Raw genomic sequence first — 22,261 nt, 5'->3', positions numbered from 1 at the left:
GATTATCCCTGCTTTACCAATTCCATGATCCGAATCTGCTCCACAATGTCCTCCATTGCAATGGCAGGTGCAGCACCATCTTGAATCACTTCGTGTATGTTTTGGAAAAGTGGTGCCCAGTTTCCAGGCAAGGTTTCGACCCGACCGCGTACGTGCAAGCCACCCACTTCGGTATTGATCGTAGCCCAATTGGCTTCTGGTTCTATCCCAAAACCCGGCATACCCGGCATAATTCCCGCTTTGAGGTGATCCTCCTGTACATCAATGCCATATTTGACAAAAGATCCTTTGGTGCCCTGAATGATGTAGCGGGGCGTGTCCTCCCTTACTAAGATGCTACTTTTCAGCGTGACTTTGATTTTACCATAATCCAGTTTGACATCGAAAGCATCGTCGACCTCGGAGTGTTGACGTTGGGTCCAGGTTTCACCCCATACCGACTTAGGTTTGCCAAACAACAGGAGGGTTTGATCCAAAATATGCGAACCCAAATCGTATAAAATGCCATTGCCTGGTGCGATGACTTCTTTCCATTTTTTGGGATTGAGTACGGGTTTGTAGCGGTTGAAGTGAGCTTCGTAACTCAACACATCCCCAATCAATCCTTCAGCAATGACTTTTTGAACGGTCAAAAAATCACTATCCCAGCGGCGGTTTTGGAATACAAACAGGTGTTTGCCCAACGATTTCGCCAACGCGACCAACGTTTCTGCCTCCCCCGCGGTAGCCGTGAATGGTTTTTCCACCAATACATGTTTCCCTGCCCGCAGGCAGCGTTGGGTGTACTCAAAATGGGTTTCGTTGGGGGAAGCCACACTCACCAGATCAATTTCGGGGTCAGCCAATACTTCATCCAGACTGGTCGCTTTTTGCACCCCTAAATAGATATCCTGTGGGTTTTGGTTGTTGCTGACGATGGTTTTGAGCCGAAAATTGGGATTGGCCAGGAAAAAAGGAGCTTGTAAATAACGCCCTGAAAGGCCAAATCCTAGGATTGCTACGGTGGTCATGGTGTTTGATTGAATTAAAAAGTCTAGTGGTTGAGAAGGTTGAGGAAAGTTGAGGGAGGTTGAGACTACCGCAGCGACTTAGACAAGAACATTGTCAGAATCGCTGCGGCAGCCTCAACCTCCCTCAACCTTCTCAACTTCTTCAACTTTTATGCAAGGTAATCAAGGTAGCGCAAAAGCCACATATTGATCACCGGATTTACTTTTGAGCTTTCCGCCGCCGCAGGCAATCACCACGTACTGCTTGCCCTGTATGGAGTACACACTCGGAGAAGCGTACCCTGCCGCGGGTAGGGTCGCCTGCCAAAGCGTTTTGCCAGTACTGCGGTCAATGGCGCGGAACTGCTGGTCTTTACTTGCCGCAATAAACAATAGCCCACCCGCAGTGACCGCTGGACCACCATAATTGTCGGTACCCGTAGGCGGAATACCTTTCGCCGTCAGTTCTGGGTATTCGCCCAGCGGGACTTGCCAGCGGCGTTTTCCGGTGTTCAAATCAATGGCGGTCAAAGTGCCCCAGGGCGGCTGGCTGACCGGGTAGCCATTGCGGTCGTACCAACGGTTGTAGCCCGTGTGTTTGTAGGGAACGGTGGATAATTTTTCTCCCTTAGTCGCTTTTAAAGTGGTGTTTTTGCCAAATAAATAATCCACTACAGCTTTCAATTCGGCTTCTTTCAGTTGAGTCAAAGCGGGCATCATGCCCCGCCCTTTGGCAATGATTTGCCGAATCCCGGCCTCATCGTATTTGCCCACGATATTTTGCAAACCTGGATAAGTGCCATCGTGATTGCCCTCGCGGTTTTCGCCGTGGCAGGCGCTGCAATAACTGAGGTAAATTTGTTTGCCGGTTTTGAGGGCTTTGCTGTCGTCAGCAGGTGGCGCATCTAAGAGCGAACTGTACACGGGATTTTCCTTGGCGGGGACGTACATGATGCTGTGTTCATCCACGGCTGCGCCGCCCCATTGCGCACCACCATCGGTGCCTGGAAAAAAGAGGGTGCGCTGGCGACCCAGGGGGATGAAGGCTTGCCCGGTATTGGCTTTGTTGAGTTCAGCGATGATTTCGGCGCGATCGGCGGTAAAATCATTGATGTCTTTGCTCGTGAAGGATTGCCGTGTAAAAGGCTCTGGCCCCAAGGGGAAAGGCTGAGTAGCCGCCGCTTGTTCGCCTGGAATGGTGGAGGCTGGAACGGGGCGTTCTTCGATCGGAAACAGGGGTTTGCCCGTCACCCGGTCAAACACAAACATAAAGCCCTGTTTGCTCAAAACCGACACCGCGTCGATCTTTTTCCCTTCCTGGGTGACCGTAAACAAATTGGGTGGCGCAGGAATATCCCGATCCCAAATGTCGTGGTGCACGGTTTGGAAATGCCAGAGGCGCTTTCCGGTTTTGGCATTCAAGGCGATGAGGCAATTGGCAAAGAGGTTATCGCCCTTACGGTTGCCGCCATAAAAGTCAAAGGCAGCGGAACCAGTAGGAGCGTATACAATGCCCCGTTCGGTATCCACAGCCATGCCCATCCAGTTGTTGGCGCCGCCGATGTTTTTGTGGTTTTCCTTTTGCCAGGTATCGTAGCCGTATTCGCCAGGGTGGGGGATGGTGTGGAAAGCCCAGATTTTGCGGCCAGTCCGTACGTCGTAAGCCCGAATGTCACCCTTCAAGGCGGTGGCGCTTTCGGATACCCGCGTCCCTACGATGAGGATGTTCTGATAAATCGAAGCTGGGGTGTTCGAGATTACATAATCGTCAGCTCCCGGGCGGGTAATGCCCTCGATCAGGTTGATTTTGCCATTTTTGCCAAAAGAAGGAATGACTTGACCCGTTTTGGCATCTAGGGCGTAGAGGTAGGCACCGTAGCCGAAAAAGATCCGCTCTTCTAGGCCGTCGCTCCAGTAACTTACGCCCCGGCTGGTCATGCTGAAGGTTTTGTCTTGAAGCTTGCTTTTCCAGATTTCATGCCCGGTCGCTGCATCCAGGGCAAAGGCTTGGGAACCGGCTGAAACACCATACAAGATGCCCTTGATGATGATGGGATTGCATTGAATTTGGGTGCTGTTTTTGAGGGTGTCAGCACCACCAGAACGGTAAGCCCAGGCAACTTTCAGTTGGGCTACGTTGTTGGCGTTGATTTGTTGGAGGGCGGAAAAATGGTTTTTGTCGGGGCCACCATTGTATTCCGGCCAGTCGGCCTCAGGTGCCTGCGATGAGGGACTGTTGCTGAGCCAGAGGGTCAGGCCAAGCAGCAACAAAACCAAAGTCCAGTACAAATTCTTTTGTGCAATTAGGCGTACCGCCCCAAAATCCTGTATTTTCATCGCTTCATTTTTAACCTATTAATCAAACCAAATATTAGCCATGACTGCACTGGAAACAGTACAAGCGTATTATCAACATTTCAACAATCAAGATTGGGCGGGTATGTTGGCCCTGCTACACCCTGAAATTCGCCACGAAGTGAACCAGGGTGAGGCACAAATTGGCATTGAAACCTTCAGCGCGTTTTTGGGCCACATGGATCAATGTTATGACGAAAAACTGAGCGAGTTCACCTACTTCACGGAGCCAAATGGCAAAAAAATCGCGGTGGAGTTTACGGTAACCGGGGTGTACAAAAAATCGGATGAGGGTTTGCCAGCCGCGCACGGGCAGACGTATGTGTTGCCAGTCGGGGCTTTTTTGGAAGTGGAAGCGGGGAAGATTACGCGGGTGACGAATTATTACAATTTGCCGCTGTGGATAAAGTTGGTGTCGTAGGGGTATCAGAAAGCGTATAACAGATTACCAAAGCGACGTTTTTTATCACAAAGAACACAAAGGTACACAGAGGACACAAAGTTAGACGTTGACGATGCTTCGCTTTGTGTCCTCTGTGTCCTTGTTTTTTTTCTTTGTGATAAAAAAATGTCGCTTTGTGTCCCCTTTTACCCGAAGTCTTTCAGCGGCTGCGCCCCATACATTTTCCCCTGCTTGCTCATTTTGATCAAATAATTCAACCGTTTCTGCTTCTCCGCATCCCGGCTATTGCCTGTGATTTCATTGATCCAACCAATTTTGAGGCGTTTGTAGAAATGGGGAAATTGCTGAAAATTATCCCATACTTCTGGATCAACTTGCAATTGCGCCACGATCCAATCGGGAAGCACCAATGGGTCATCCATCTGCCCAATTTGATTGGCAATGGGTGCCACGCCCGCCGGAGTCATTAGTCCCAATTGTTGGAGTTTCCAGACCCGTTGCCGATTGAGTTCAGATAAGAAGGTTTTTTTCTTGCGCGGGGTGATGCGTTGCACGGCACTTTCCTCGTCGTATCTTTTGGTTACCCCATCAATCCAGCCAAAACACAGGCATTCTTCCACCATTTCATCATAGGGAAGGGAGGGTTTGCCGGTAGCCTTGCGGTAGGTTTGTAGCCAGACTTCGGTTTTTTCACCTATGTGGTGGGTCTGTAGCCATTCCCGCCATTGTTGGCGATTGTGGGGGTAGAAGACTTCGGTGATTTCAGGCATAAAAAAAGGTTTAGGGAGGTTGATGACAAACAAGTTGTAAAATTAAGATCAACGACTTGCGGCAGAGCCGCCAAAACGTCTGTAGCGTTTAGACCGTGCAAGGCTGTTAAGGTGCAGAGCACCGGAACAAAGGGCAACAGTTGCGGTACTACGTACCTTAAAATCTATCTTCGTTCCTTGAGCTACAGACGTTTTGGCGGCTCTGCCGCTGGTCGTCATGCCTAAGATCACCCAATTACTTGATAATCAACTGACCTCAAGTCCAATCTATTTCAACCGCACCAGCGCCGTCCACACACTCAAAGTCCCACCCTGCAAGCGGGTCCAGATCGGGCGCACCCGGCCATTGTACACACTGATGTGGTTGTAGTCGCCAAAAAATATCCCTTTGGTGGGGGTAAAGGGCGATTGGCTGATTTTGGCATTCACGAAGGTTTTGCCCCCGTCTTTGGAATACGCCAGGTACACATCGGTAGCGTCTCCCTCGTGGTTGCGGCGGTCATAAAACACCATGTAGAGGTAGCCCGTCACCGGATCAACGGCCAGCCAGGTGAAAAATTGGTGATTGCCTGCGTCATCGTTGTTGACCCGGATCGGCGCGCTCCAGGTATTGCCCCCATCGCTCGATTTGGCGAGGAACACGTCGGTGTCGTTGGTGCCGTGCCGTTGGTCGCACCAGTTGACGTAGATGGTGCCCCGGTTGGGGCCATTGCTGAGGTCGGTTGCGGTGATGGGCAGGCCATTGGCGCGGTAAATGCCGGGAATGTCGAAGGTCCAGCCGCCCGGTTGATCGGCTACCACCTTATCGGTGGCCAACCAGGTTTTGCCCGCATCTAGGGAGCGGTCGAAGTAAATTTTATTGTTGTAGGCCCAGGCCACATAAATTTCGCCGTTGGGGCCGATGGCGGGTACCGCCCCCTCGGTGGTGTTGTCGTCGTCGAGGCAGTCGCCTTCCAATTGGCTAAGGCTGGCCTCGCTGCTCCAGGTTTTGCCCCCATCGGCGGAGCGGGCAAAGAGGATGCGCGATTTGTCCTTGGGGTCGCGGCTGTCGTATTTGTCAAATTCGGTCCAGGTCATCACAATGCTGTTGTCGCGGGGATCAACGGCCAGCCAGTGTTTGTCTTGGTCTTTGGGGTGACGCAAGCCTGCATAAGTGCCTTGCGACCAGTTGGCACCGCCATCGGTCGATTTTTGAATCACAATCCGGTCCAACCAAGTCGGGTCACCACCACTCTTGCCACTAGGATCGGAGAGGTGTGCGTAATAAAAATCACCTTTGGTATCGGCCAACAAAACTGGATCGCCGTAAACGCCATAAGGGGAAACCAGGGTCTTTTTTTTCCAGGTAATCCCCCCGTTGCTGGAGTAATACACCCGATCCAGGATGGCACCCGCCACTACAATATTTGAATCGGTGGGTGAAATGGCAATGCTGGGCTCACAGGGGCCAGCCCCAAAGGCAGCAGCCGAACTATCAATGCGGATATTGGGAAAATTGGCGACAATTTCGGTAGGGGTGACCGGGGCAGAGGGGGTTTGGCGCTGGCAAGTCAGTAAGACAGGTGCCACAAAAATGCAGAGTAAAGCGGCGGTTCGAAACATCTTGGTATAGTTTTGTTGGGACAATTTATTGATATTTTATGGGATTTTAAATCAATTTATTTTATGTTTTCTTTGTGCGCGGGTTCAAAAAAATGTTTCTAATTTTGGCCTAAAACCCATCACCATGCTCCAATCATCGACTTTCCAGTTCATCAAGGATCTAAAAACCAACAACAACAAGGAATGGTTTGAAGTCAATCGCAAGGTGTACCAACGCGCCAAAGAGGATTTCCTCGTTCAGGTGCAAGCCATCATCCATGGTTTGGAAGCTTTTGATGCGGAGATCGCCTTTGCCAAGCTGGAGCCTAAAAAGTGTATCTTCCGCATCAACCGCGATACCCGCTTTTCAGCCGATAAATCGCCTTACAAAAACAACATGGGGGCCTGGTTCAGCGGCGGAGCCAAGGGCCTGCAACGGGCGGGCTATTACCTGCACCTGGAAGAAGGAGGCTGCTTTTTGGCAGGTGGCATGTACATGCCGGAAGCAGAAGCTTTGAAAAAAATCCGCCAGGAAATCCATTACAACTACAAAGATTTGCAGGCGATTTTGACGGAGATCAGTTTCCAGAACTTTTTCCCCCGTGCTTTTGACCCCGACCTCAAACTCAAAAAAGCCCCCCAGGGTTACAAAGAAGACAACCCGGCCATTGAGTTGTTGAAGCTGAAAAGTTTTACGGTATCGCATAATTTTGCGGAGCAAAAATTGATGGAGCCTGGCTTCAATGACTTTGCCCTGGATGTTTTTAAAACCATGCAACCCTTGGTGAAATTCCTGAACCAGTCGCTTGATTAGGAACGGGTTCAGAATAAAATAACAAAATTGAGTCGGCAATTTTTTGATTTGGCTAGGCGCGAGGAAGGCGCATAGTGAACTACGCAACTGAGGAGCAACGCAGCAAAATCAAAAAAGAGTCCAGTCAATTTGTTACTTTATTTTGAAACCGTTCCTTAAGCCTTATCCTTATGAATAAATTCTACTATGCTGTTGTAGTGACCCTGTTGTTGGCCACGAGTGCCTGCCGCCTTTCTGAAACCAAAGACGGCTTGCCCAAACAAACGGTCGACCTCTTTGTGCGGTACCTGCAACCCGAACAAGAATACAAAGCGGAAGCCATCCTGCTGGAAGGTGATTCCTTGCCCTTGGCGAAATCGGTGCGCTTTCCAGACGGGATTCGTTTTTTGGACAAAAACCTGACGGAAGTACAAGTGACCGAAAACCTGCTGCGTTATTCCACCGAATTTGGTGGAGAATTTGCCCCGCAGGCAAGTTTCCGCTTTCAAGACAAACGGGGCGACAATCAATCTATCCCTTTGACCATGGAGGTTTTGGGCGAAATTGAACTCAAAATGCCAGACCGCCTCGAAGGGCAGGTTGAACTGAATATCAAGAGTGGTGGTGCCTTAAAACAGGGCGAAAGCCTAGTCCTGGTCTTGACCGACCGCACGGGGCAAGCTTCTACGGTGACCATTGAAGGTCCGTCTACGAGCGGCAGTTATAGCTTCCCTTTGGTATCTTTTGGCAACCCGGTAAAAGGCAATGCCGAAGTGTATGTGGTGAAAAAACAAGTGCGGGATGAGCAGAAGGGGAAGTTGCAGGTGCATTTGACGGAGGAGTTGTATTCGGCTTCCTTGCAGGTGAAAATTCCTTGATGGCGTATGGTCGACAGAGGCATAACGTATAATTTCTAAGGTGATTCCTATGGTTTCTTCGGTTTCTTAGGTGGTGAAAGAATACCCTGCGCAGCAGTTTTTTCTTTTTCACCACCTAAGAAACCGAAGACACTTAAGGAGCACCTCAGCAGTTTCAATATCTTGTTTCATTCAATCATCAACCACATGCCTAAACTTGCCCTCCTTTTCCTGCTCTTGCCCATCTGCCTGACCGGCCAAAAAATGGGCTTCGACGACATCGATGGCCGCAACCTGAAACCTTGGCTCGTCAAAGACAAAAAAGCCTACCAAATGGCTTACCATTTTGGCGACTCTGAAGCAGAATCCAATCTTCTCCTCCTCGTAGACGCAGGCAAATGTTATGCCCAAATCTCTTGGGGCGAATGGACGGACAATGGCGCCAAATGGCTCAAACGTTTTGAAACCCTCAGCAATGTGCGCATCGAGGGCAATCGGTTCTTTTCCAGCAAAACCAATGGCGAATTTGTGCTGTACATCGACAAAGGGGATACCACCCGTTGCCTCAAAGTATACCAGCCCTGGAGCGGGGTAACCGCAAAAGGCCAATACGAGGTCGGTTTTGTGGCGGGCAAGGCCGAGCTGTTTGTGGATGGCCAATTTCCGCAAGCTTCCCTGCGCCTGCTCAACGCCGCCGAATTGGCCAAAATGCCCAAAGCCGACCTGCAACTGATGCGCAACGAAATTTACGCCCGCTACGGTTACCTCTTCAAAGCGGGTGGTGCCATGCACACCCACTTCAGCCAACAGGACTGGTACCAAGGCCAATCCGCCGACGTGAACAATTTCCTGACCGAACTGGAACGCAGCAACTTACAATTGATCCAAGCAGCCGAAAACAAGTAGAACTGGTTTATTTTGAAAAAAAAGTGGCTCAGCACTTGCGTATAATGGTGGGACGTATTACTTTTGCGTCACTCTTGGAAAAAACGCTTTCTGAGACTGGATTTAGACCTATGGTGTAACGGTAGCACATCTGATTTTGGTTCAGCCTGTTAAGGTTCGAATCCTTATAGGTCTACATAGAAAAGGCATAATTACTTGTTCTGCAAGTTTTTATGCCTTTCTTGTTTTGGGGTGGGGCGTTTTTGGGGTGCGTTTGTGTTGCATGGTCTTGATCATTTTGTTTTTGAATTGATTAAACCCAATTTCTTGCTTGAGCATTCATTTCATTCCCTTCCATCTAAAAGCCCTTCTAAATCCTTTCTGTTCCTAAAATTCATTGCTAGGTCCATCAACTTCTTAAAAACCCGCAAAAAAACACACATTTAATAAGGTAGAATTCCTAGAAAGTTCGGAGAAAGATTCGGTGTAAATCATTGAACTATTCTACAACAATAGCGCCTCATCCCAACATTTCCCCCACATCCGCGCAAAAAAACGAATAACTTACCCTATTTCCACGTTTCAAAAGAGTCTAAACTCTATACTACCAGACATTTTTGTTTTTTGAAAGCGACGAACATCAATTGCCACGAGCTTTAGCGCGTGGATGAGGAATGGATTTTATTTCATTGATTTGAAGATTTTTAGATTGCATTTGGCATTGTGCATTTGTCTCAGAACCCGAGCACCTGAAAAGGCCTGGCCACTGGTTCTTTTTTTGTGAAACGGGAGCCCCGCTAGGGGCGTGACATGGGTAGCAAATAACGGCCCCGATGTTTCCAATAGTCCCGTAGGGACGCAATGTGGGTATTTGAATGGCAATAAACCTACATCACGTCCCTACGGGACTTTGGAAACTCCGAGCATGACCATTTGCTACCCATATTTCGCCCCCAACGGGGCTGATGGCTGTGCTTAAAACAGAACCAATCGCCCTGCCTAAAATGGGAACCCATTGATGGTAAGCTGAAATTTTGACCTTCAGTTTAAAAGGAATAAATTTCAAGCTTACGTAGGCTGTACTCCCCTTCAGGGGTTTGGGGTTCTGAAGCAAAAGCACGATTCTACGTTGAATGCACCTGCTCAACATTAAAGGTCTCAAGTCAATGACATTGGGCTAAAGCCCAAATTCTGGGGTATTCCAATGCCCCCAGGCTGAAGCCTGGGGCTATTCATGTCCTCCGAGCAAAATGCCCAGTATTCCAATTCTTCTCAGGCTGAAGCCTAGGCAATTGATCTCCCCGCACAAAATGCCCAGTAGTATGGCCAAAACCCGATCGCAATGGAAAAAAAACCAACACCGCCCACCCCGCCATTCCGCAAGCTGCACGGCTACGCCTTTGACCCTTCCTTGTCTCAGGGCATTGATACCGCCTTCATCAACGACATGGTCTACCGAATCAGCTGGGAAGAAACCGAACCTGGCCCTTGTGGCGAGTACCTTGAAGTGATTGATTACGACCCCACGGTAGGTGAATTTTACGAGCCCATCGATTTGCAGGAGCCCTACATTTTGGCGCAAGATGGGCTGAGCCCCAGTGAGAGCAATCCGCAGTTTCATCAGCAGATGGTCTATGCAGTGGCCATGACAACGATCAAGAACTTCGAAAAATCCCTTGGCCGTAAAGTGATTTGGAGCTTTCACCAAACCAGGGATGTAACCAAGACAAGCAAAAACGGAAGGTACATCAATGCCGATGACGCGGAAGACAAATACGGCTACGTCCAAGCCTTGCGGATTTACCCACACGCCTTTCGCGGGGCCAATGCCTATTACAGTCCGCTGAAAAAAGCCCTGCTCTTTGGGTATTTTTCGGCAGAGCCCGCCGATGTCACCTTACAAATGCCGAACTCCTTGGTGTTCACCTGCCTGAGCCACGACATCATTGCCCACGAAATCACCCACGCCATCCTGGATGGTGTACACAACCAGTTCACCGAGGACAGCAACCCCGATACCCTGGCCTTTCACGAGGCTTTTGCCGATATTGTAGCGCTCTTCCAACATTTTACCTTTTCAGAAGTGCTCAAACACCAGGTGGCCAAAACCCGGGGCAATCTATCCGCAGAAAACCTGCTCGGGCAGTTGGCGCAGGAATTTGGCACCTCCATTGGGCAATACGGTGCATTACGCGATGCCTTGGGCGAAATTGACCCCGTCACCCAGGTCTGGAAACCCCGCCAACCCAATGGCAACGAATACCAAACCATTCTCACGCCTCACGAGCGGGGCAGCATCCTGGTTTCAGCCGTTTTTGAAGCCTTTATCAGCATCTACGAACGCCGTTCCGCCGACCTGATCCGCATTGCCACATCGGGTAGTGGTATTCTTCCAGCCGGACAACTGCACCCCGATCTGGTCAATCGATTGGCCGAACAAGCCACTAAATCCGCCAAACACATCCTGCAAATGTGCATCCGTGCGCTGGATTATTGCCCACCACTGGACATCTCTTTTGGGGATTACCTGCGGGCCATCATCACCGCCGACCGCGATTTGATTGCTGCGGACAACCGGGATTACCGCCTGGCCTTCATCACCGCTTTTCGCCGCCGAGGCATTTATCCGAGTGGCATCAAATCCTTGTCGGAAGAAAGCCTGAGTTACCCGGAAATACACATCGTTACGCCAACTGGACAAGAAAACCCCTTTGCCTGGCTACGCGAGTTCTTTTACAAGTTCAAAAATGAAATCTCTTACCTCAAAGATCGCCGGAAAATTTTTGTGACCACCCGGGATTACGTCGTGGGGAATTACGACGAAAAAGAAGGGCCAATTTTTGATGGCATCCGCAAAACGCTGTATGAAAAAATGGGCAACTCGCTGGAGTTTGAAAAACTAACCGGCTTGGTTTTTTCCCAAAACTCCGAAAGGGTAGGGGTGCGGCGTTCTACCTCTTATGGTGGCGATGGGCCTTCGTTTTTTGTACATTCCATGAATCTTTCTTCCCGGGTAGGCCCTGATGGGGAAAAAAGCAATCAAATCATTCTAACCATCACCCAAAGAGCCGGGGTGAAAGTGTCGCCGCAGGGTACGGTGGCCCCATTTGTGATCGATAAATCCAAACCCTTCGACAACCCAGATGGCAGTTTCATCATGCGTGGCGGAGCTACCCTGGTTTTTGACCTGGACGATTTTCGCTTGAAATACGTGATCAGCAAACCTTTACTGGACGTCAAAAAACTGGAAAAGGGCATTTATGAAATCGACGCCAAACGCGCCTCCGCCTTGTACCGCTACCAACACCAGGAGGGTAAAGGTTTGGACGTCTACAAGGCCTATTTTGAGCGTAGTAGCCTCTTTCCTTCCTTCGAACCTTTTTCATTTTTGCACAACCATTAATACCCCGCTTATGGCCACTAAAATTGTCAACAAAATTGCGGTGCACATGTACCGCCCAGGTGGGACCGGGGATTGTTTCCTGCTCCAATTCAAAAAAGGCACCCAGGTCAGCTTCAACCTGATGATCGATTGTGGTTGCATCAATGGGAGTGCCGCAAACTTTGCCCCCATCTTGGACGATATTGCCGCCAAAACCAAGCAAAAAATCGACCTGCTGGTACTCACCCACGAGCACGCCGACCACATCAATGGTTTTACCAAAGCTGCCGATAAATTTGTCGCCCTCAACCTGAAGGTCGCCAAAGTCTGGTTCGCCTGGACCGAAAGCAAAACCGACGCCGATGCCAACGATTATCGGCAAAACCATACGCTGCAAAAGTTGGCCCTGAGTCAAGCCACTCAAAAACTGAATAAACTACAAGGGGATCACTATTTCCAACAACTGCTCGCGCTGGAAAATGAAGGTGAAGAGCTCAACAATGGCATCGATCACTACATCGCTGCCCTGAACGGACTCAATGATTTAAACCTGGCCGCCACTGGCCCCGAAACCATGGAGGACATCCTGCGGCGCTTAAAAATCATTGATGCCAGCACCGTTGTAGAATACCAGGAGCCGGGTAAAACCCTGGAGGACCTGCTTGGTGCGGAAGGCATCCGCTTTTTTATCCTGGGGCCACCACGAGATTTGGGCTTGTTGAGCAAAGAAGAAGGCAAAAACCAGGGGTATGAAAAACGGGAGGTCAAAAGCAACCGCAATCAAGCGCTGGTGGAGGCACTGGCCTTCCAAAAAGGTAAGGAGCAGGACTTGCAACCTTTCGAGTCAAGCTATTTTGCCAAAGGCAAAGCTTCCACGCAGTTGAGCGAGATCCGCAAAAAATACCGGGATGAAAAACACGTTTGGCGCAAAATCGACCATGATTGGTTGTTCGGAAGCGCTGAATTGGCCCTCAGGCTGGAACAGAGCATCAACAATACCAGCCTAGTTATGGCGATCCAGTTTGTGAACAGCGAAAAAATATTGCTCTTCCCCGGCGATGCCGAATATGGCAACTGGCTGAGTTGGGGTGCGCCAGGACTGAGTTGGTCTTTTGTCAAAAAGAACGAGCGACAAACGGTAAAGGTGGATTACCTGCTCAAAAATACGGTGTTTTACAAGGTTGGCCACCACTTGTCCCAAAATGGCACAGGTAAGGAAATTGGTTTGGAGCAAATGACTCATCCTGACTTGGCGGCAATGGCTACGCTGGATTTTGGAAAAATCCTCACCGGCTGGCTCAATACCATGCCGAATGACCTCCTGAGCGCCGAACTCATCCGCAAAACGCGGGGGAAGTTTTTCTTTTCGGGCGCTTGTGAGGCTATTTTGTCGAACATTCAAACTGAGCGGGTGTCGATAGAGGCCAATTTGCTGAAGGAGGTAAGGAAGAACAACAAGAAATTTGATAAAAAAATAGCTGTAGAGTATACGGTGAGCGGGTAAGGTTCCTGCACTTAAATAAAAAAGGCCGTCATCCTAAAAGGAGACGGCCTTTTTTATTGGCAACACCACAGAGGTGCCGATAGCCTTATTCAGCCACCACTTCGAAAGTAACCGTTCCCGCCACTTCGCGAGACAGTTGAACATGAGCAGTATAAGTACCCAGTTCTTTGATTTCTTCAGGGATGGATACCTTGCGGCGCTCAATTTCCATACCAATTTGGTCTTTGAGTGCGGCAATGATTTGTACGGTGGTAACGCTACCGAAGATTTTGCCACTCTGACCCGCTTTGGCGCCAATCTTGATGGTTTGGCTGGCGAGTTGGGTAGCAATTGCTTCGAACTCAGCGCGGTGAGCAGCTTCTTGCTCCTCTTCCTGGCGCTTGATGTCGTCGATAGCGGCTACATTAGCCTTGTTGGCTACACGAGCCAGGCCTTGTGGGATCAAATAGTTGCGACCGTAACCATTTTTTACGCCAACTACTTCAAAACGATCCCCTAGTTTATCAATATCCTTAAGCAGAATAACTTGCATGATTGATGATGATTTTGAGTTGTGGAACACCGCGGGGTGTTCCTAAATCAAATCGTTGCAGTCCGAATTGGATTATTTCAACAAATCGGCTACATAGGGCAGCAAAGCCAAGTGACGCGCACGTTTTACTGCCGTAGCCACTTTGCGTTGGTACTTCAAAGAGTTGCCCGTAATGCGGCGAGGCAGGATTTTGCCTTGCTCGTTGATGAATTGGAGCAAAAAGTCGCCATCTTTGTAATCGATGTACTTGATGCCAAATTTGCGGAAGCGGCAATATTTTTTGCGCTTCTGGCCAATCTTAGGATTGCTGAGGAACTTAATATCGTCCTTATTTGCCATTGGTCTGTGTCTTTTGGAAGGTTGGTAATGGATTACGCTTGCTCTTCAGTTGGAGGAGTTGTAGCAGCAGCAGCTTCAGGCTCTGTCGCAGCAGGCTGTGGGCGACGTGGGCCGCTGTTGTTGCTGTTGTTGCCTCTACGATCAGGGCGCTCATTTCGCTCATCACGTTTCTCTTCTACCTTCTTCTTCTTGATTGTACCAATCAGACCTTTGCGCTTGTCTTCATTGTACTTCACGCCGTACTTATCCAGAGATACGGTCAGGAAGCGAATGATGCGCTCGTCGCGGCGGAACGCCAGTTCAACATCGTTGATGTAGCTGCCATCTACAGCCTTAAATTCAACGCAATAATAAGACCCGGAATGACGCTTGCCAATGGCGAAAGCCAATTGACGCAAGCCCATTTCATTGATATGCACGATCTCACAGCCCTTGCTCTTGAGCAGATCGACATATGTCTGAGCAGTCGCCTTGATTTCTTCAGACGCCAGCACGGGGTCAACGATGAAGGTTACTTCGTAATTTCTCATCGGATTCAGACATATTTGGTTATCCAAAAATTTGGGCTGCAAAGGTAATTAATGGGTTTTGGATATCCAAATAAATAATTGAAAATCATTACGGTCGTTCCACCGCCGATACAATCATCGAATGATCGTAATCACCCCGAATGATCGGTGATTGCAAATTCCCCGTAAATGACCGTACGCTGGTGTACACATAATCGAACAGCTCCTGGATGGTTACTTTTTTATCGCGGTTGGAATCAGCCTCACCTTTTAATCCCCGAATGAGGAAATGGCTGAACACACCCTGGCGTAGGCCACTGGCCTCAAGGGAGGTTTCTTCGGATTTGGACGACATGATCAGGGCCGTGCCCGCCTGGGCCTGGGCCAACTGATTGTAAAAACCTACGATGGTATTTTGGGTAGATTGTACCGAGCGAGCGGCCAACATACTGCCCGAGTGGCAAGCATCGGCGATACACAGTTTGTACTTGGCCGGGCTCTTTTTGAGCATATCGTTGATTTCCTGGTGGAAAATTTTGTTGTCTATACCATTGTAATCGATCGGCAAAAAGGCACCGGGCAAACCATGCCCTGAAAAATACAGTAGCACAAAATCATTCGGCCCAGCCTTATAAAACACCTCCCGCATCGCAGAGAGGATGTTTTGGCGGGTAGCCGCTTCATCGATCAGCAGTTTGATTTGTTCATCGGCTACAGCGCCACCTTCGGGACTTTTTAGGAAAGCGTAGATACGATATGCATCGTCGTCGGTAAAGCGCAACACAGGCATGTCTTTATAGGAGGCTACGCCAATGATGACCGACCAAATTTTGATTCCGGCCACGGCTGGTGGTTGACTGGTGGGGTTGGCATTTTCCGATTCCAGGGTCTGTATCAGTTTCCCATCCTTCCAGTAACCCATTTTTTTGCGCCCGTCAGCATAGGTATAAGTTCCTCGACCTGTTACACTGCCACGGTCGAACATGCCTTCGTAACGAGTGGTGGTACCATCCTTGAGGTAAATGGCCACTCCTTGCCCGTGCAAAAGGCTATCTTTAAAGGGACCCATGTAACGGCTGCCATCACTGTATACAAAGGTGCCGTAGCCATTGACACAATCGCCGGTAATGCAGCCGATTTGGCGCTGCGGCGTTTTTGCACCCAGCGCAGGTGGCACTGAGTTGGGATTATTGCCATTGCTGACATAGGTGTTTTCTTTCCAAACCCCGGTTTTTTTCACCCCTTTGTCATCAATGAATACCCCGGAGCCATCCATTTTATTGTTGACCCAGCGGCCTTCATAAATGGATTTATCAGGATTGTATACTTTTCCATAACCATAGCGGTTGCCATTTTTAAAATCACCCATGTAAATCATCCCATCAGGATACAACTTAATCCCATTGCCTTCAAAACAATTGCCCGAAATGCAACCTGGTTTAAACTTTTCGGCAACGCCGTCCAACACCAGGTTGAGGTTGTTCATGGGTTTGGCCAGTTGGCCTTCTTTCCAAATGCCTTGCTCAACTTTGCCATCCCCGGTAAGGCGACGGCCCTCGCCTTCATAGCGGTTGTTTTTCCAGTATCCGGTGTAATTCCCATCGTTGGGCAGATACAAATAACCAAAACCTTCCCTTCTTCCCCCCTTGAATTCACCCACGTATCGCGAGCTGCTGCTGGGGTAATACATGACCCCACTTCCATCGATACAATTGCCCGTAATGCATTGGGCAAGTACGAATTGAAGGTTTAAGGTTACTGCGAGTGAAACGCAAAAAATGAGCTTCTTCATGGTGGAAATAATTTATATGGGTCAAGTTTTCAATTCTATTCATTCCCGAATCAATGCAAAAGGCATCGCCTGGTCAAAAGTACCCAACAACAGGGGGGTCTGTACGTTGGCTGTATAGGTGCGTACGTTGCGTTGTACGTAGTCAAAGGCTTCTTTGACAGTAATCAAATTGTTGTGATCCTGATCAGCAGGGCCTTTCAAACCCTTGATCAAAAAATGACTGAATACCCCCGAACGTAAACCATTGTCTTCCAATGAATATTCTTCACTTTTTGAAGACATAAACAGTGCTGTACCGCCTTTAGAGCTGGTAAAAGCCCGGTAGAATTTTTCTAATTCGATGTGAATAGGTGTACGAGGATTGCCGATGCTCCCTGCATGGCAGGCGTCGGCGACTATGATTTTGTGCTTAGCGCGGCTTTTATCGATGATGTTTTTCAACTCTTCGTGTTGAAGGATATTGTTGTATCCATCGTAATCGATGGGCAAAAACGAGCCTTCAATGCCGTGGCCGGAAAAATAGAAAAAAATCACATCATTATCATCAGCTTTTTGATAAAGTGTGTTCATTGCCGACAGAATTCCACTGCGGGTGGCATCTTCATCGATCAAAAGCCGGATTTGACTCTCCGGTACTGCCCCTCCTTCGGGGCTGCGCAAAAAGGCGTAAACGAGGTAGGCATCGTCGTCGGTAAAGCGCAGGGAGACGAGGTGATTGTATTGTGCGGCTCCGATGACGACGGCCCAGATTTTTACTTCGGAGGCAGGATTGGTAACTGGTTTGACAGGCACGACGGGTTTTTCCCGGTCTTCAAAGATTTTTTGTGCCGGTAGCCCTTTCTCCCATACGGCGGTCAGGATGCGCCCGTCCTGGTAGTACATGATGCCGCGCCCCTGGGGATTGTTTAGTTTCCAGCCTCCTTCATACCGATCACCATTGTTGTAAAAGGTTTTGCCGAGGCCTTCAGGATTGCCGTTGGCAAAATAGCCCACGTAGCGGGTGCCGTTGCGGTATACAAATTGGCCCAATCCAGTGGCACAATATTCAACATTACAATTTCGGTATTGGAGGGAATCGTCGGGCAAGGCTACTTCATTTTGTAAAATTTCGAGTCGAGTAGCGCCTAGGTAGCGGCCCTGATCCCAGATGCCACTCAATTTGGTGCCATTTGTTTTACTCTGGATTCCAGTGCCGTGCGGTTTACCTTCCTTCCAGTCGCCCTGGTATTTTTCGCCGTTGGCATAGAGCATGGTGCCTTTCCCGCCAAATTTTCCCAATTGAAAATCACCTTCGTAGCGATTTTTGTTGGCCTGCAAGAGCACTCCCCGGCCCTGAGGTTGGCCATTGTACCATTGACCATCGTATTTGGAGCCATCCAGATAGGTCATGGTACCCGTCCCTTGCATGATATTGGACTGAAATTCGCCGAGGTATTCATCTCCGGTAGCGAATTTATAGCGCCCTCGGCCCTGGCGCATGTGATTGGACCATTCACCGCTGTAGCGGTCGCGATTGGGAAACTCCATGGTGCCCAAGCCCTGCATTTTTCCTTGCCGGAAGCTGCCTTCGTAGACAGATCCATTGGGGAGCATACATTTGCCGAGTCCATTTTCACAGTCGCCTTTCAGGCATTTAAAAGCCGGATTTTGAGCACATAACATCGGGGATGCCAAAATTAGGCACCATACGCAGCACAACATCTTCATACCCGAAACTGAGTTAATTGTTATAAACAAAGCGTAAAGTTTCACTCAGATTGTAGCGTTTTTTGTGAAGATTGAATAATTTTATTAACCTGTTATGGGTTATGCATATTGCTCGCCTCTGAAGCTTTAAAGAAATTTTAAGCCAATCACAGACGATGTCCATATTTTTTGACTTTTCTCTTTAAAGTAATCTTAATTTTGTAAAAAAAACGACAGCAATGAAAAAATTCTTTCTTTTCCTCATGGTGGCCGCCACCTTTTATGCTTGTAACAGCACCAAAAACAGCGTGAGCAGCAAAGGTGACAGCAAACACTTCGGATCCAAAATCTCTGCCAATGGTGCAGTCACTTACGATCAATTGCTGACCGACCTCAATTCCAAAGACTCCATGAAAGTAAAAGTAGTGGGTACTGTAGAAGGAGTATGTCAGGTGAAAGGCTGCTGGATGAACATCGTTTCAGACGACGCGGGCAAACCAAAAATGTTTGTCAAGTTTAAGGATTATGGTTTTTTTATGCCGAAAGACATTTCTGGCCGCAAAGTAGTGATGCAAGGAATCGCTTACCGGGAAGTAACCGCCGTGGATGAATTGCGCCACTACGCTGAAGATGCTGGCAAATCGGCTGCTGAAATCGCCCTGATTACCAAACCCAAAGAAGAATTGAAGTTTATGGCTTCCGGGGTTGTACTTTTGGATTAGACGCTAAGAAAAGTAGCTCAAAAAGGCCGCTTTCTGGCCAATTGAGCTTCTGTTCATAAAGTCTATGGATTTCAATTATCTTGTTTATATTTGTCGACTAACCGATAGCCTTTATGGGCAGCACGCTGTCCATAAAGGCCAATCACCTTCAACTGTAGGAATGGATTATCGTGCCGCCAAGGTTTTTATCATCGATAAACTCAAACGCGAACTCTCCGCTGATTTGACTTATCATGGTCTGCACCATACTTTGGATGTTTTTGACATCACCAAAGAACTTTGCAACAACGAAGCGGTAACAGCGCGGGAAGCGGTTTTGCTCAAAACGGCGGCCCTGTTCCACGATTCGGGTTTTACCATCAACAACAAAGACCATGAATTATTGGGCTGCCAGATTGCCCAAAAGGAATTGCCCCAATTTGGGTACTCGGCCCACGAGATTGAACAAATTTGTGGGATGATCATGGCCACCAAAATCCCTCAGAACCCACAAAATCATTTGGAAGCCATTTTGTGTGATGCCGACCTGGACTACCTGGGTCGCGACGATTTTTACAGCATCGGTGCCACCTTGTTCGAAGAACTCAAAGCCTACAAGGTGCTGCAAAATGAAGAAGCCTGGAACCGCCTGCAGGTTTCTTTTTTAGAAAAACATACTTTTTTTACACCCACCAGTATCGAGCGCAGAGCCCAGAAAAAGGCACTTTATTTGGATCAGTTGCGCAATTTGGTTGCCTCCTACGAAAAAAAATAAATTTTCCAGGCAGCGAATAATTCCCCTCATGCGTATAAGCATCAGTTAAGGTTACAATTCGCTAGGCAACCTCGGCTTACACTCACTAGTTGCTACATAGCAAAATCTTTTATCAGCCCGAGGTTGCCTTTTTTATTTTCTCTCACCTTCATTTCGATTCCATCCAACAAAGATATTGCCAACCACTTCATTACAAGCAGGAGACATCCCAATTGGAACCCATCTTTTTTCTTGGGAAAAAAGAAAAGGGGTATCAAGCTCGTTTGCCCGGATCGCTCGATACCCCGCAGCGCTTTAATTACAGCGTTCTAACCAATAATATAAACAAAATACAACAAGTAATGCAAAAATCCAAATAATAAAGCGCTGAAAAAGTTAGCAGTACTAATAAACCGTATGTTGGTGTGAATTACATTCCGTCCATGTCGTGATTAATTACCTTTCCTCCCGATGAACATTCCACCATCGTCTCGTCTACATAAGTTTGTTGGCCCTCTTCGATGGTAGTCGTTTGGGTATGCTGGGCACTTTGGTCCAGGTTCCCTTTGTTCAAAACAAAGTCTGCGTTGCTGAAGAACAGCAACAAGCTGATGATAATCGCCTCCATAAGTCATTGATTTTGTTAAAACAAAGGTAGGACGGCGCCTAGCTAGCAACAGTTACGTTTGACAGGGAAAATCAACAGGTGAGATGATTGAAATTTTAGCTAAAATTTTTTACTAAAATTTTGATAAATAGTTATTTCCTTTTGCTACTTTTAAAGTAATCTATACACTTTAGAAGAAAAAAATTATTTACCAGCATGGATCATTTGATCGAATTGGTGCAGTTTTTATCCAAAAACAAGTTCAAACACTTGGAAGTGTTTGCCAAAAACTCCCGCTTACGGGAATTTTACGAAAAATTGCGCGACGGTTCGCTCAAAACCGAACAGGAAGCCCGGGATTATTTTTTCCCCAATGACAAAAATGCCAAAACCTATTATTACCGTTTGGCCCAACAATTGGAAGAGCGACTCATCAATTTGCTTTTTTTGGTCGATTTTAATCAAACCGCAGCCAATGAACTACAAAAAGACGCCTTGATCTGTTACCGCAATTATGCAGCCTTTCAATCGCTACTGGTGCGCTATATGCGCAATGCGGCCATCAAAATTGCCGAAGAAACCATCAAAATTTCACAAAAAAATGAATTTACCGATATCACTTTACTCTTAGCACGTAACCTTGTGGTGCACTACGGCACCTTTGTTAAGCATAAAACTAAATTCGAATACTACACCAAACTCATGGAAAAAATGCAAGAGTTGTTAGTAGCGGAAATCCTCGCGGAAAAATACTACAGTGAAATAGCCATGCATTACAATTTAAAAAGATCTGCCGATTTGATTTTTGCCCAAAAAATTGCAGGTTATGTAGAAAAATTAAAAACTTACACTGATCGACTTTCATCCTACCGATTGAATTTGTACGCCCATCAGGTTTTTATTGCCCAGGCTCTGCACATGACCGATTATGCAAAAACCGCCCAGAGGTGTAGAGATGCATTACGGTATTTTGAACAGCAAAAAGAAAGAACTTCACGCCCAATTTTTATATCCTTTTCTAGCCAGCTGATCGCTTCTTTGCAGATGCTAGGGCAGTACGAGGAAGGAATCACCATCGGAAGAAACATCTTGCCAATGGCACCTGCACATAGTATCAGCTGGTTCATTTTGATGGAAGACCTTTACCGCTTGTACCTCCATTCCCAACAATACGAATTGGCCCTGGAAAACATCATTGAAGTCAAAATCAACCCTGCCTTGTTAAAACAATCCTCTTTGCAGCAAGAGAAATTCCGCACCCATGAAGCCATGATCTATTACCTCATCCGGGCCGGAAAATTGCAACAGCCCGAGGGAGTACAATTTAAATTTCGCACCAAAAAGTTCATCAACGAATTCAGTGGCTCTATCCACGATAAATCCGGCAACAATATCCTTTTGATTACCCTAATGATTTTGTTTCTGCTACTGGACAAAGACTACTCCAGCATCATCGACAAAATTGATGCGCTCAAAGCTTATACCCACCGCCATTTGCGGCGAGACGAGACTTACCGCACCAATTGTTTCATCAAAATGATCATGCAACTGGACAAAGGGGATTTTCACCCGGTTGCGGTACAACGCAAAGCGGAACCTTATTATCAAAAACTATTGGCAGTGCCTTTGCACAAAGCCAAACAGGACTACGACCTGGAAATCATCCCCTATGAAACCCTTTGGGCCTTTATCCTGGAAAGCCTTGAACCTTCTCGCAAAACAAAAGTACAGGGCAAATGAAAAAAAATCAGTTGCATTTTACAGATAAAAACAACAGGTCAGAAATGATTTTTTTATCTTATTTTTTAAATTAAAAAATTGA

General features: G+C 47.9%; 19 protein-coding genes and 1 tRNA gene. 10 read left to right on the top strand and 10 right to left on the bottom strand.

Annotated features, from left to right (window positions below):
* Positions 1–2 precede the first annotated feature (2 nt).
* Positions 3–1,010 (bottom strand): Gfo/Idh/MocA family oxidoreductase, encoded by a 1,008-nt coding sequence (locus ACEW9O_RS28965; protein WP_373553730.1) that lies wholly within the window; start codon positions 1,008–1,010, stop codon positions 3–5.
* Between the two features lie 162 nt (positions 1,011–1,172).
* Positions 1,173–3,326, bottom strand: coding sequence for a PQQ-binding-like beta-propeller repeat protein (locus tag ACEW9O_RS28960; RefSeq protein ID WP_373553729.1), 2,154 nt, complete (start codon positions 3,324–3,326; stop codon positions 1,173–1,175).
* Positions 3,327–3,366: 40 nt separating this feature from the next.
* Here ACEW9O_RS28960 and ACEW9O_RS28955 point away from each other — a divergent pair, with 40 nt between their 5' ends.
* On the top strand, positions 3,367–3,765 hold the full coding sequence (locus tag ACEW9O_RS28955; protein ID WP_373553728.1) for a nuclear transport factor 2 family protein: 399 nt from the start codon (positions 3,367–3,369) through the stop codon (positions 3,763–3,765).
* A gap of 167 nt (positions 3,766–3,932) precedes the next feature.
* Here the strand turns inward: ACEW9O_RS28955 and ACEW9O_RS28950 are convergent, their stop codons facing one another.
* Both ACEW9O_RS28950 and ACEW9O_RS28945 read right to left on the bottom strand, forming a co-directional pair.
* Positions 3,933–4,517 (bottom strand): YdeI family protein, encoded by a 585-nt coding sequence (locus tag ACEW9O_RS28950; protein ID WP_373553727.1) that lies wholly within the window; start codon positions 4,515–4,517, stop codon positions 3,933–3,935.
* Positions 4,518–4,784: 267 nt separating this feature from the next.
* On the bottom strand, positions 4,785–6,119 hold the full coding sequence (locus ACEW9O_RS28945; RefSeq protein WP_373553726.1) for a sialidase family protein: 1,335 nt from the start codon (positions 6,117–6,119) through the stop codon (positions 4,785–4,787).
* Between the two features lie 124 nt (positions 6,120–6,243).
* On the opposite strand from ACEW9O_RS28945, the gene ACEW9O_RS28940 reads away from it, so the two are divergent.
* The 6 genes from ACEW9O_RS28940 to ACEW9O_RS28915 all read left to right on the top strand — a co-directional run bounded on the left by ACEW9O_RS28940 (position 6,244) and on the right by ACEW9O_RS28915 (position 13,519).
* Complete coding sequence (locus ACEW9O_RS28940; RefSeq protein WP_373553725.1) at positions 6,244–6,912, top strand: DUF2461 domain-containing protein; 669 nt, start codon at positions 6,244–6,246, stop codon at positions 6,910–6,912.
* Positions 6,913–7,082: 170 nt separating this feature from the next.
* Positions 7,083–7,769 carry a hypothetical protein gene (locus ACEW9O_RS28935; RefSeq protein ID WP_373553724.1) on the top strand — a complete coding sequence of 229 codons (687 nt, stop codon included), beginning with the start codon at positions 7,083–7,085 and terminating at the stop codon, positions 7,767–7,769.
* A 186-nt stretch (positions 7,770–7,955) separates the two neighbouring features.
* On the top strand, positions 7,956–8,654 hold the full coding sequence (locus tag ACEW9O_RS28930) for a YARHG domain-containing protein (RefSeq protein WP_373553723.1): 699 nt from the start codon (positions 7,956–7,958) through the stop codon (positions 8,652–8,654).
* Between the two features lie 104 nt (positions 8,655–8,758).
* Positions 8,759–8,829: transfer RNA gene (locus ACEW9O_RS28925), tRNA-Gln, on the top strand.
* Positions 8,830–9,975: 1,146 nt separating this feature from the next.
* Positions 9,976–12,036, top strand: coding sequence for a hypothetical protein (locus tag ACEW9O_RS28920; protein ID WP_373553722.1), 2,061 nt, complete (start codon positions 9,976–9,978; stop codon positions 12,034–12,036).
* A 10-nt stretch (positions 12,037–12,046) separates the two neighbouring features.
* Entirely contained in the window at positions 12,047–13,519 is a 1,473-nt protein-coding gene (locus ACEW9O_RS28915) for an MBL fold metallo-hydrolase (protein WP_373553721.1), read from the top strand.
* 85 nt (positions 13,520–13,604) lie between these two features.
* Here ACEW9O_RS28915 and rplI read toward each other — a convergent pair whose 3' ends face one another.
* From rplI to ACEW9O_RS28890, 5 genes are all read right to left on the bottom strand, one after another.
* Positions 13,605–14,051, bottom strand: a complete 447-nt coding sequence (gene rplI / locus ACEW9O_RS28910) for a 50S ribosomal protein L9 (RefSeq protein ID WP_373553720.1) — start codon at positions 14,049–14,051, stop codon at positions 13,605–13,607.
* 72 nt (positions 14,052–14,123) lie between these two features.
* On the bottom strand, positions 14,124–14,390 hold the full coding sequence (gene rpsR / locus ACEW9O_RS28905; RefSeq protein WP_320027567.1) for a 30S ribosomal protein S18: 267 nt from the start codon (positions 14,388–14,390) through the stop codon (positions 14,124–14,126).
* A gap of 32 nt (positions 14,391–14,422) precedes the next feature.
* The gene (rpsF, locus tag ACEW9O_RS28900; protein ID WP_373553719.1) at positions 14,423–14,920 is read right to left on the bottom strand and encodes a 30S ribosomal protein S6; all 498 of its coding nucleotides are present in this window, start codon (positions 14,918–14,920) and stop codon (positions 14,423–14,425) included.
* 88 nt (positions 14,921–15,008) lie between these two features.
* Positions 15,009–16,691, bottom strand: a complete 1,683-nt coding sequence (locus ACEW9O_RS28895) for a caspase family protein (RefSeq protein ID WP_373553718.1) — start codon at positions 16,689–16,691, stop codon at positions 15,009–15,011.
* A gap of 39 nt (positions 16,692–16,730) precedes the next feature.
* Entirely contained in the window at positions 16,731–18,353 is a 1,623-nt protein-coding gene (locus ACEW9O_RS28890; protein ID WP_373553717.1) for a caspase family protein, read from the bottom strand.
* Positions 18,354–18,616: 263 nt separating this feature from the next.
* Between ACEW9O_RS28890 and ACEW9O_RS28885 the strand changes: the two genes are divergently transcribed.
* Together ACEW9O_RS28885 and ACEW9O_RS28880 are read left to right on the top strand one after the other, a co-directional pair.
* Complete coding sequence (locus ACEW9O_RS28885; protein WP_373553716.1) at positions 18,617–19,099, top strand: DUF4920 domain-containing protein; 483 nt, start codon at positions 18,617–18,619, stop codon at positions 19,097–19,099.
* A 160-nt stretch (positions 19,100–19,259) separates the two neighbouring features.
* Positions 19,260–19,853, top strand: a complete 594-nt coding sequence (locus ACEW9O_RS28880) for an HD domain-containing protein (protein WP_373553715.1) — start codon at positions 19,260–19,262, stop codon at positions 19,851–19,853.
* Positions 19,854–20,262: 409 nt separating this feature from the next.
* Here the strand turns inward: ACEW9O_RS28880 and ACEW9O_RS28875 are convergent, their stop codons facing one another.
* Positions 20,263–20,460: a hypothetical protein gene (locus tag ACEW9O_RS28875; protein WP_373553714.1), complete on the bottom strand. Its 198-nt coding sequence runs from the start codon at positions 20,458–20,460 to the stop codon at positions 20,263–20,265.
* Positions 20,461–20,655: 195 nt separating this feature from the next.
* Between ACEW9O_RS28875 and ACEW9O_RS28870 the strand changes: the two genes are divergently transcribed.
* Positions 20,656–22,179: a hypothetical protein gene (locus ACEW9O_RS28870; RefSeq protein WP_373553713.1), complete on the top strand. Its 1,524-nt coding sequence runs from the start codon at positions 20,656–20,658 to the stop codon at positions 22,177–22,179.
* Positions 22,180–22,261: the final 82 nt, after the last annotated feature.

Source organism: Haliscomenobacter sp. (assembly GCF_041740695.1).
Lineage (GTDB): Bacteria > Bacteroidota > Bacteroidia > Chitinophagales > Saprospiraceae > Haliscomenobacter.
This window is presented reverse-complemented; position numbering and strand designations above follow the sequence as displayed.

Bases quoted from the DNA above. Each gene is read 5' to 3' on its own strand.
- rpsF (WP_373553719.1), bottom strand. From the start codon at position 14,920: ATGAGAAATTACGAAGTAACCTTCATCGTTGACCCCGTGCTGGCGTCT.
- ACEW9O_RS28885 (WP_373553716.1), top strand. From the start codon at position 18,617: ATGAAAAAATTCTTTCTTTTCCTCATGGTGGCCGCCACCTTTTATGCT.
- rplI (WP_373553720.1), bottom strand. From the start codon at position 14,051: ATGCAAGTTATTCTGCTTAAGGATATTGATAAACTAGGGGATCGTTTT.
- ACEW9O_RS28935 (WP_373553724.1), top strand. From the start codon at position 7,083: ATGAATAAATTCTACTATGCTGTTGTAGTGACCCTGTTGTTGGCCACG.
- ACEW9O_RS28870 (WP_373553713.1), top strand. From the start codon at position 20,656: ATGGATCATTTGATCGAATTGGTGCAGTTTTTATCCAAAAACAAGTTC.
- ACEW9O_RS28895 (WP_373553718.1), bottom strand. From the start codon at position 16,691: ATGAAGAAGCTCATTTTTTGCGTTTCACTCGCAGTAACCTTAAACCTT.
- ACEW9O_RS28920 (WP_373553722.1), top strand. From the start codon at position 9,976: ATGGAAAAAAAACCAACACCGCCCACCCCGCCATTCCGCAAGCTGCAC.
- ACEW9O_RS28875 (WP_373553714.1), bottom strand. From the start codon at position 20,460: ATGGAGGCGATTATCATCAGCTTGTTGCTGTTCTTCAGCAACGCAGAC.
- ACEW9O_RS28940 (WP_373553725.1), top strand. From the start codon at position 6,244: ATGCTCCAATCATCGACTTTCCAGTTCATCAAGGATCTAAAAACCAAC.
- ACEW9O_RS28890 (WP_373553717.1), bottom strand. From the start codon at position 18,353: ATGTTATGTGCTCAAAATCCGGCTTTTAAATGCCTGAAAGGCGACTGT.
- ACEW9O_RS28915 (WP_373553721.1), top strand. From the start codon at position 12,047: ATGGCCACTAAAATTGTCAACAAAATTGCGGTGCACATGTACCGCCCA.
- ACEW9O_RS28945 (WP_373553726.1), bottom strand. From the start codon at position 6,119: ATGTTTCGAACCGCCGCTTTACTCTGCATTTTTGTGGCACCTGTCTTA.
- ACEW9O_RS28930 (WP_373553723.1), top strand. From the start codon at position 7,956: ATGCCTAAACTTGCCCTCCTTTTCCTGCTCTTGCCCATCTGCCTGACC.
- ACEW9O_RS28965 (WP_373553730.1), bottom strand. From the start codon at position 1,010: ATGACCACCGTAGCAATCCTAGGATTTGGCCTTTCAGGGCGTTATTTA.
- ACEW9O_RS28950 (WP_373553727.1), bottom strand. From the start codon at position 4,517: ATGCCTGAAATCACCGAAGTCTTCTACCCCCACAATCGCCAACAATGG.
- ACEW9O_RS28955 (WP_373553728.1), top strand. From the start codon at position 3,367: ATGACTGCACTGGAAACAGTACAAGCGTATTATCAACATTTCAACAAT.
- ACEW9O_RS28880 (WP_373553715.1), top strand. From the start codon at position 19,260: ATGGATTATCGTGCCGCCAAGGTTTTTATCATCGATAAACTCAAACGC.
- ACEW9O_RS28960 (WP_373553729.1), bottom strand. From the start codon at position 3,326: ATGAAAATACAGGATTTTGGGGCGGTACGCCTAATTGCACAAAAGAAT.
- rpsR (WP_320027567.1), bottom strand. From the start codon at position 14,390: ATGGCAAATAAGGACGATATTAAGTTCCTCAGCAATCCTAAGATTGGC.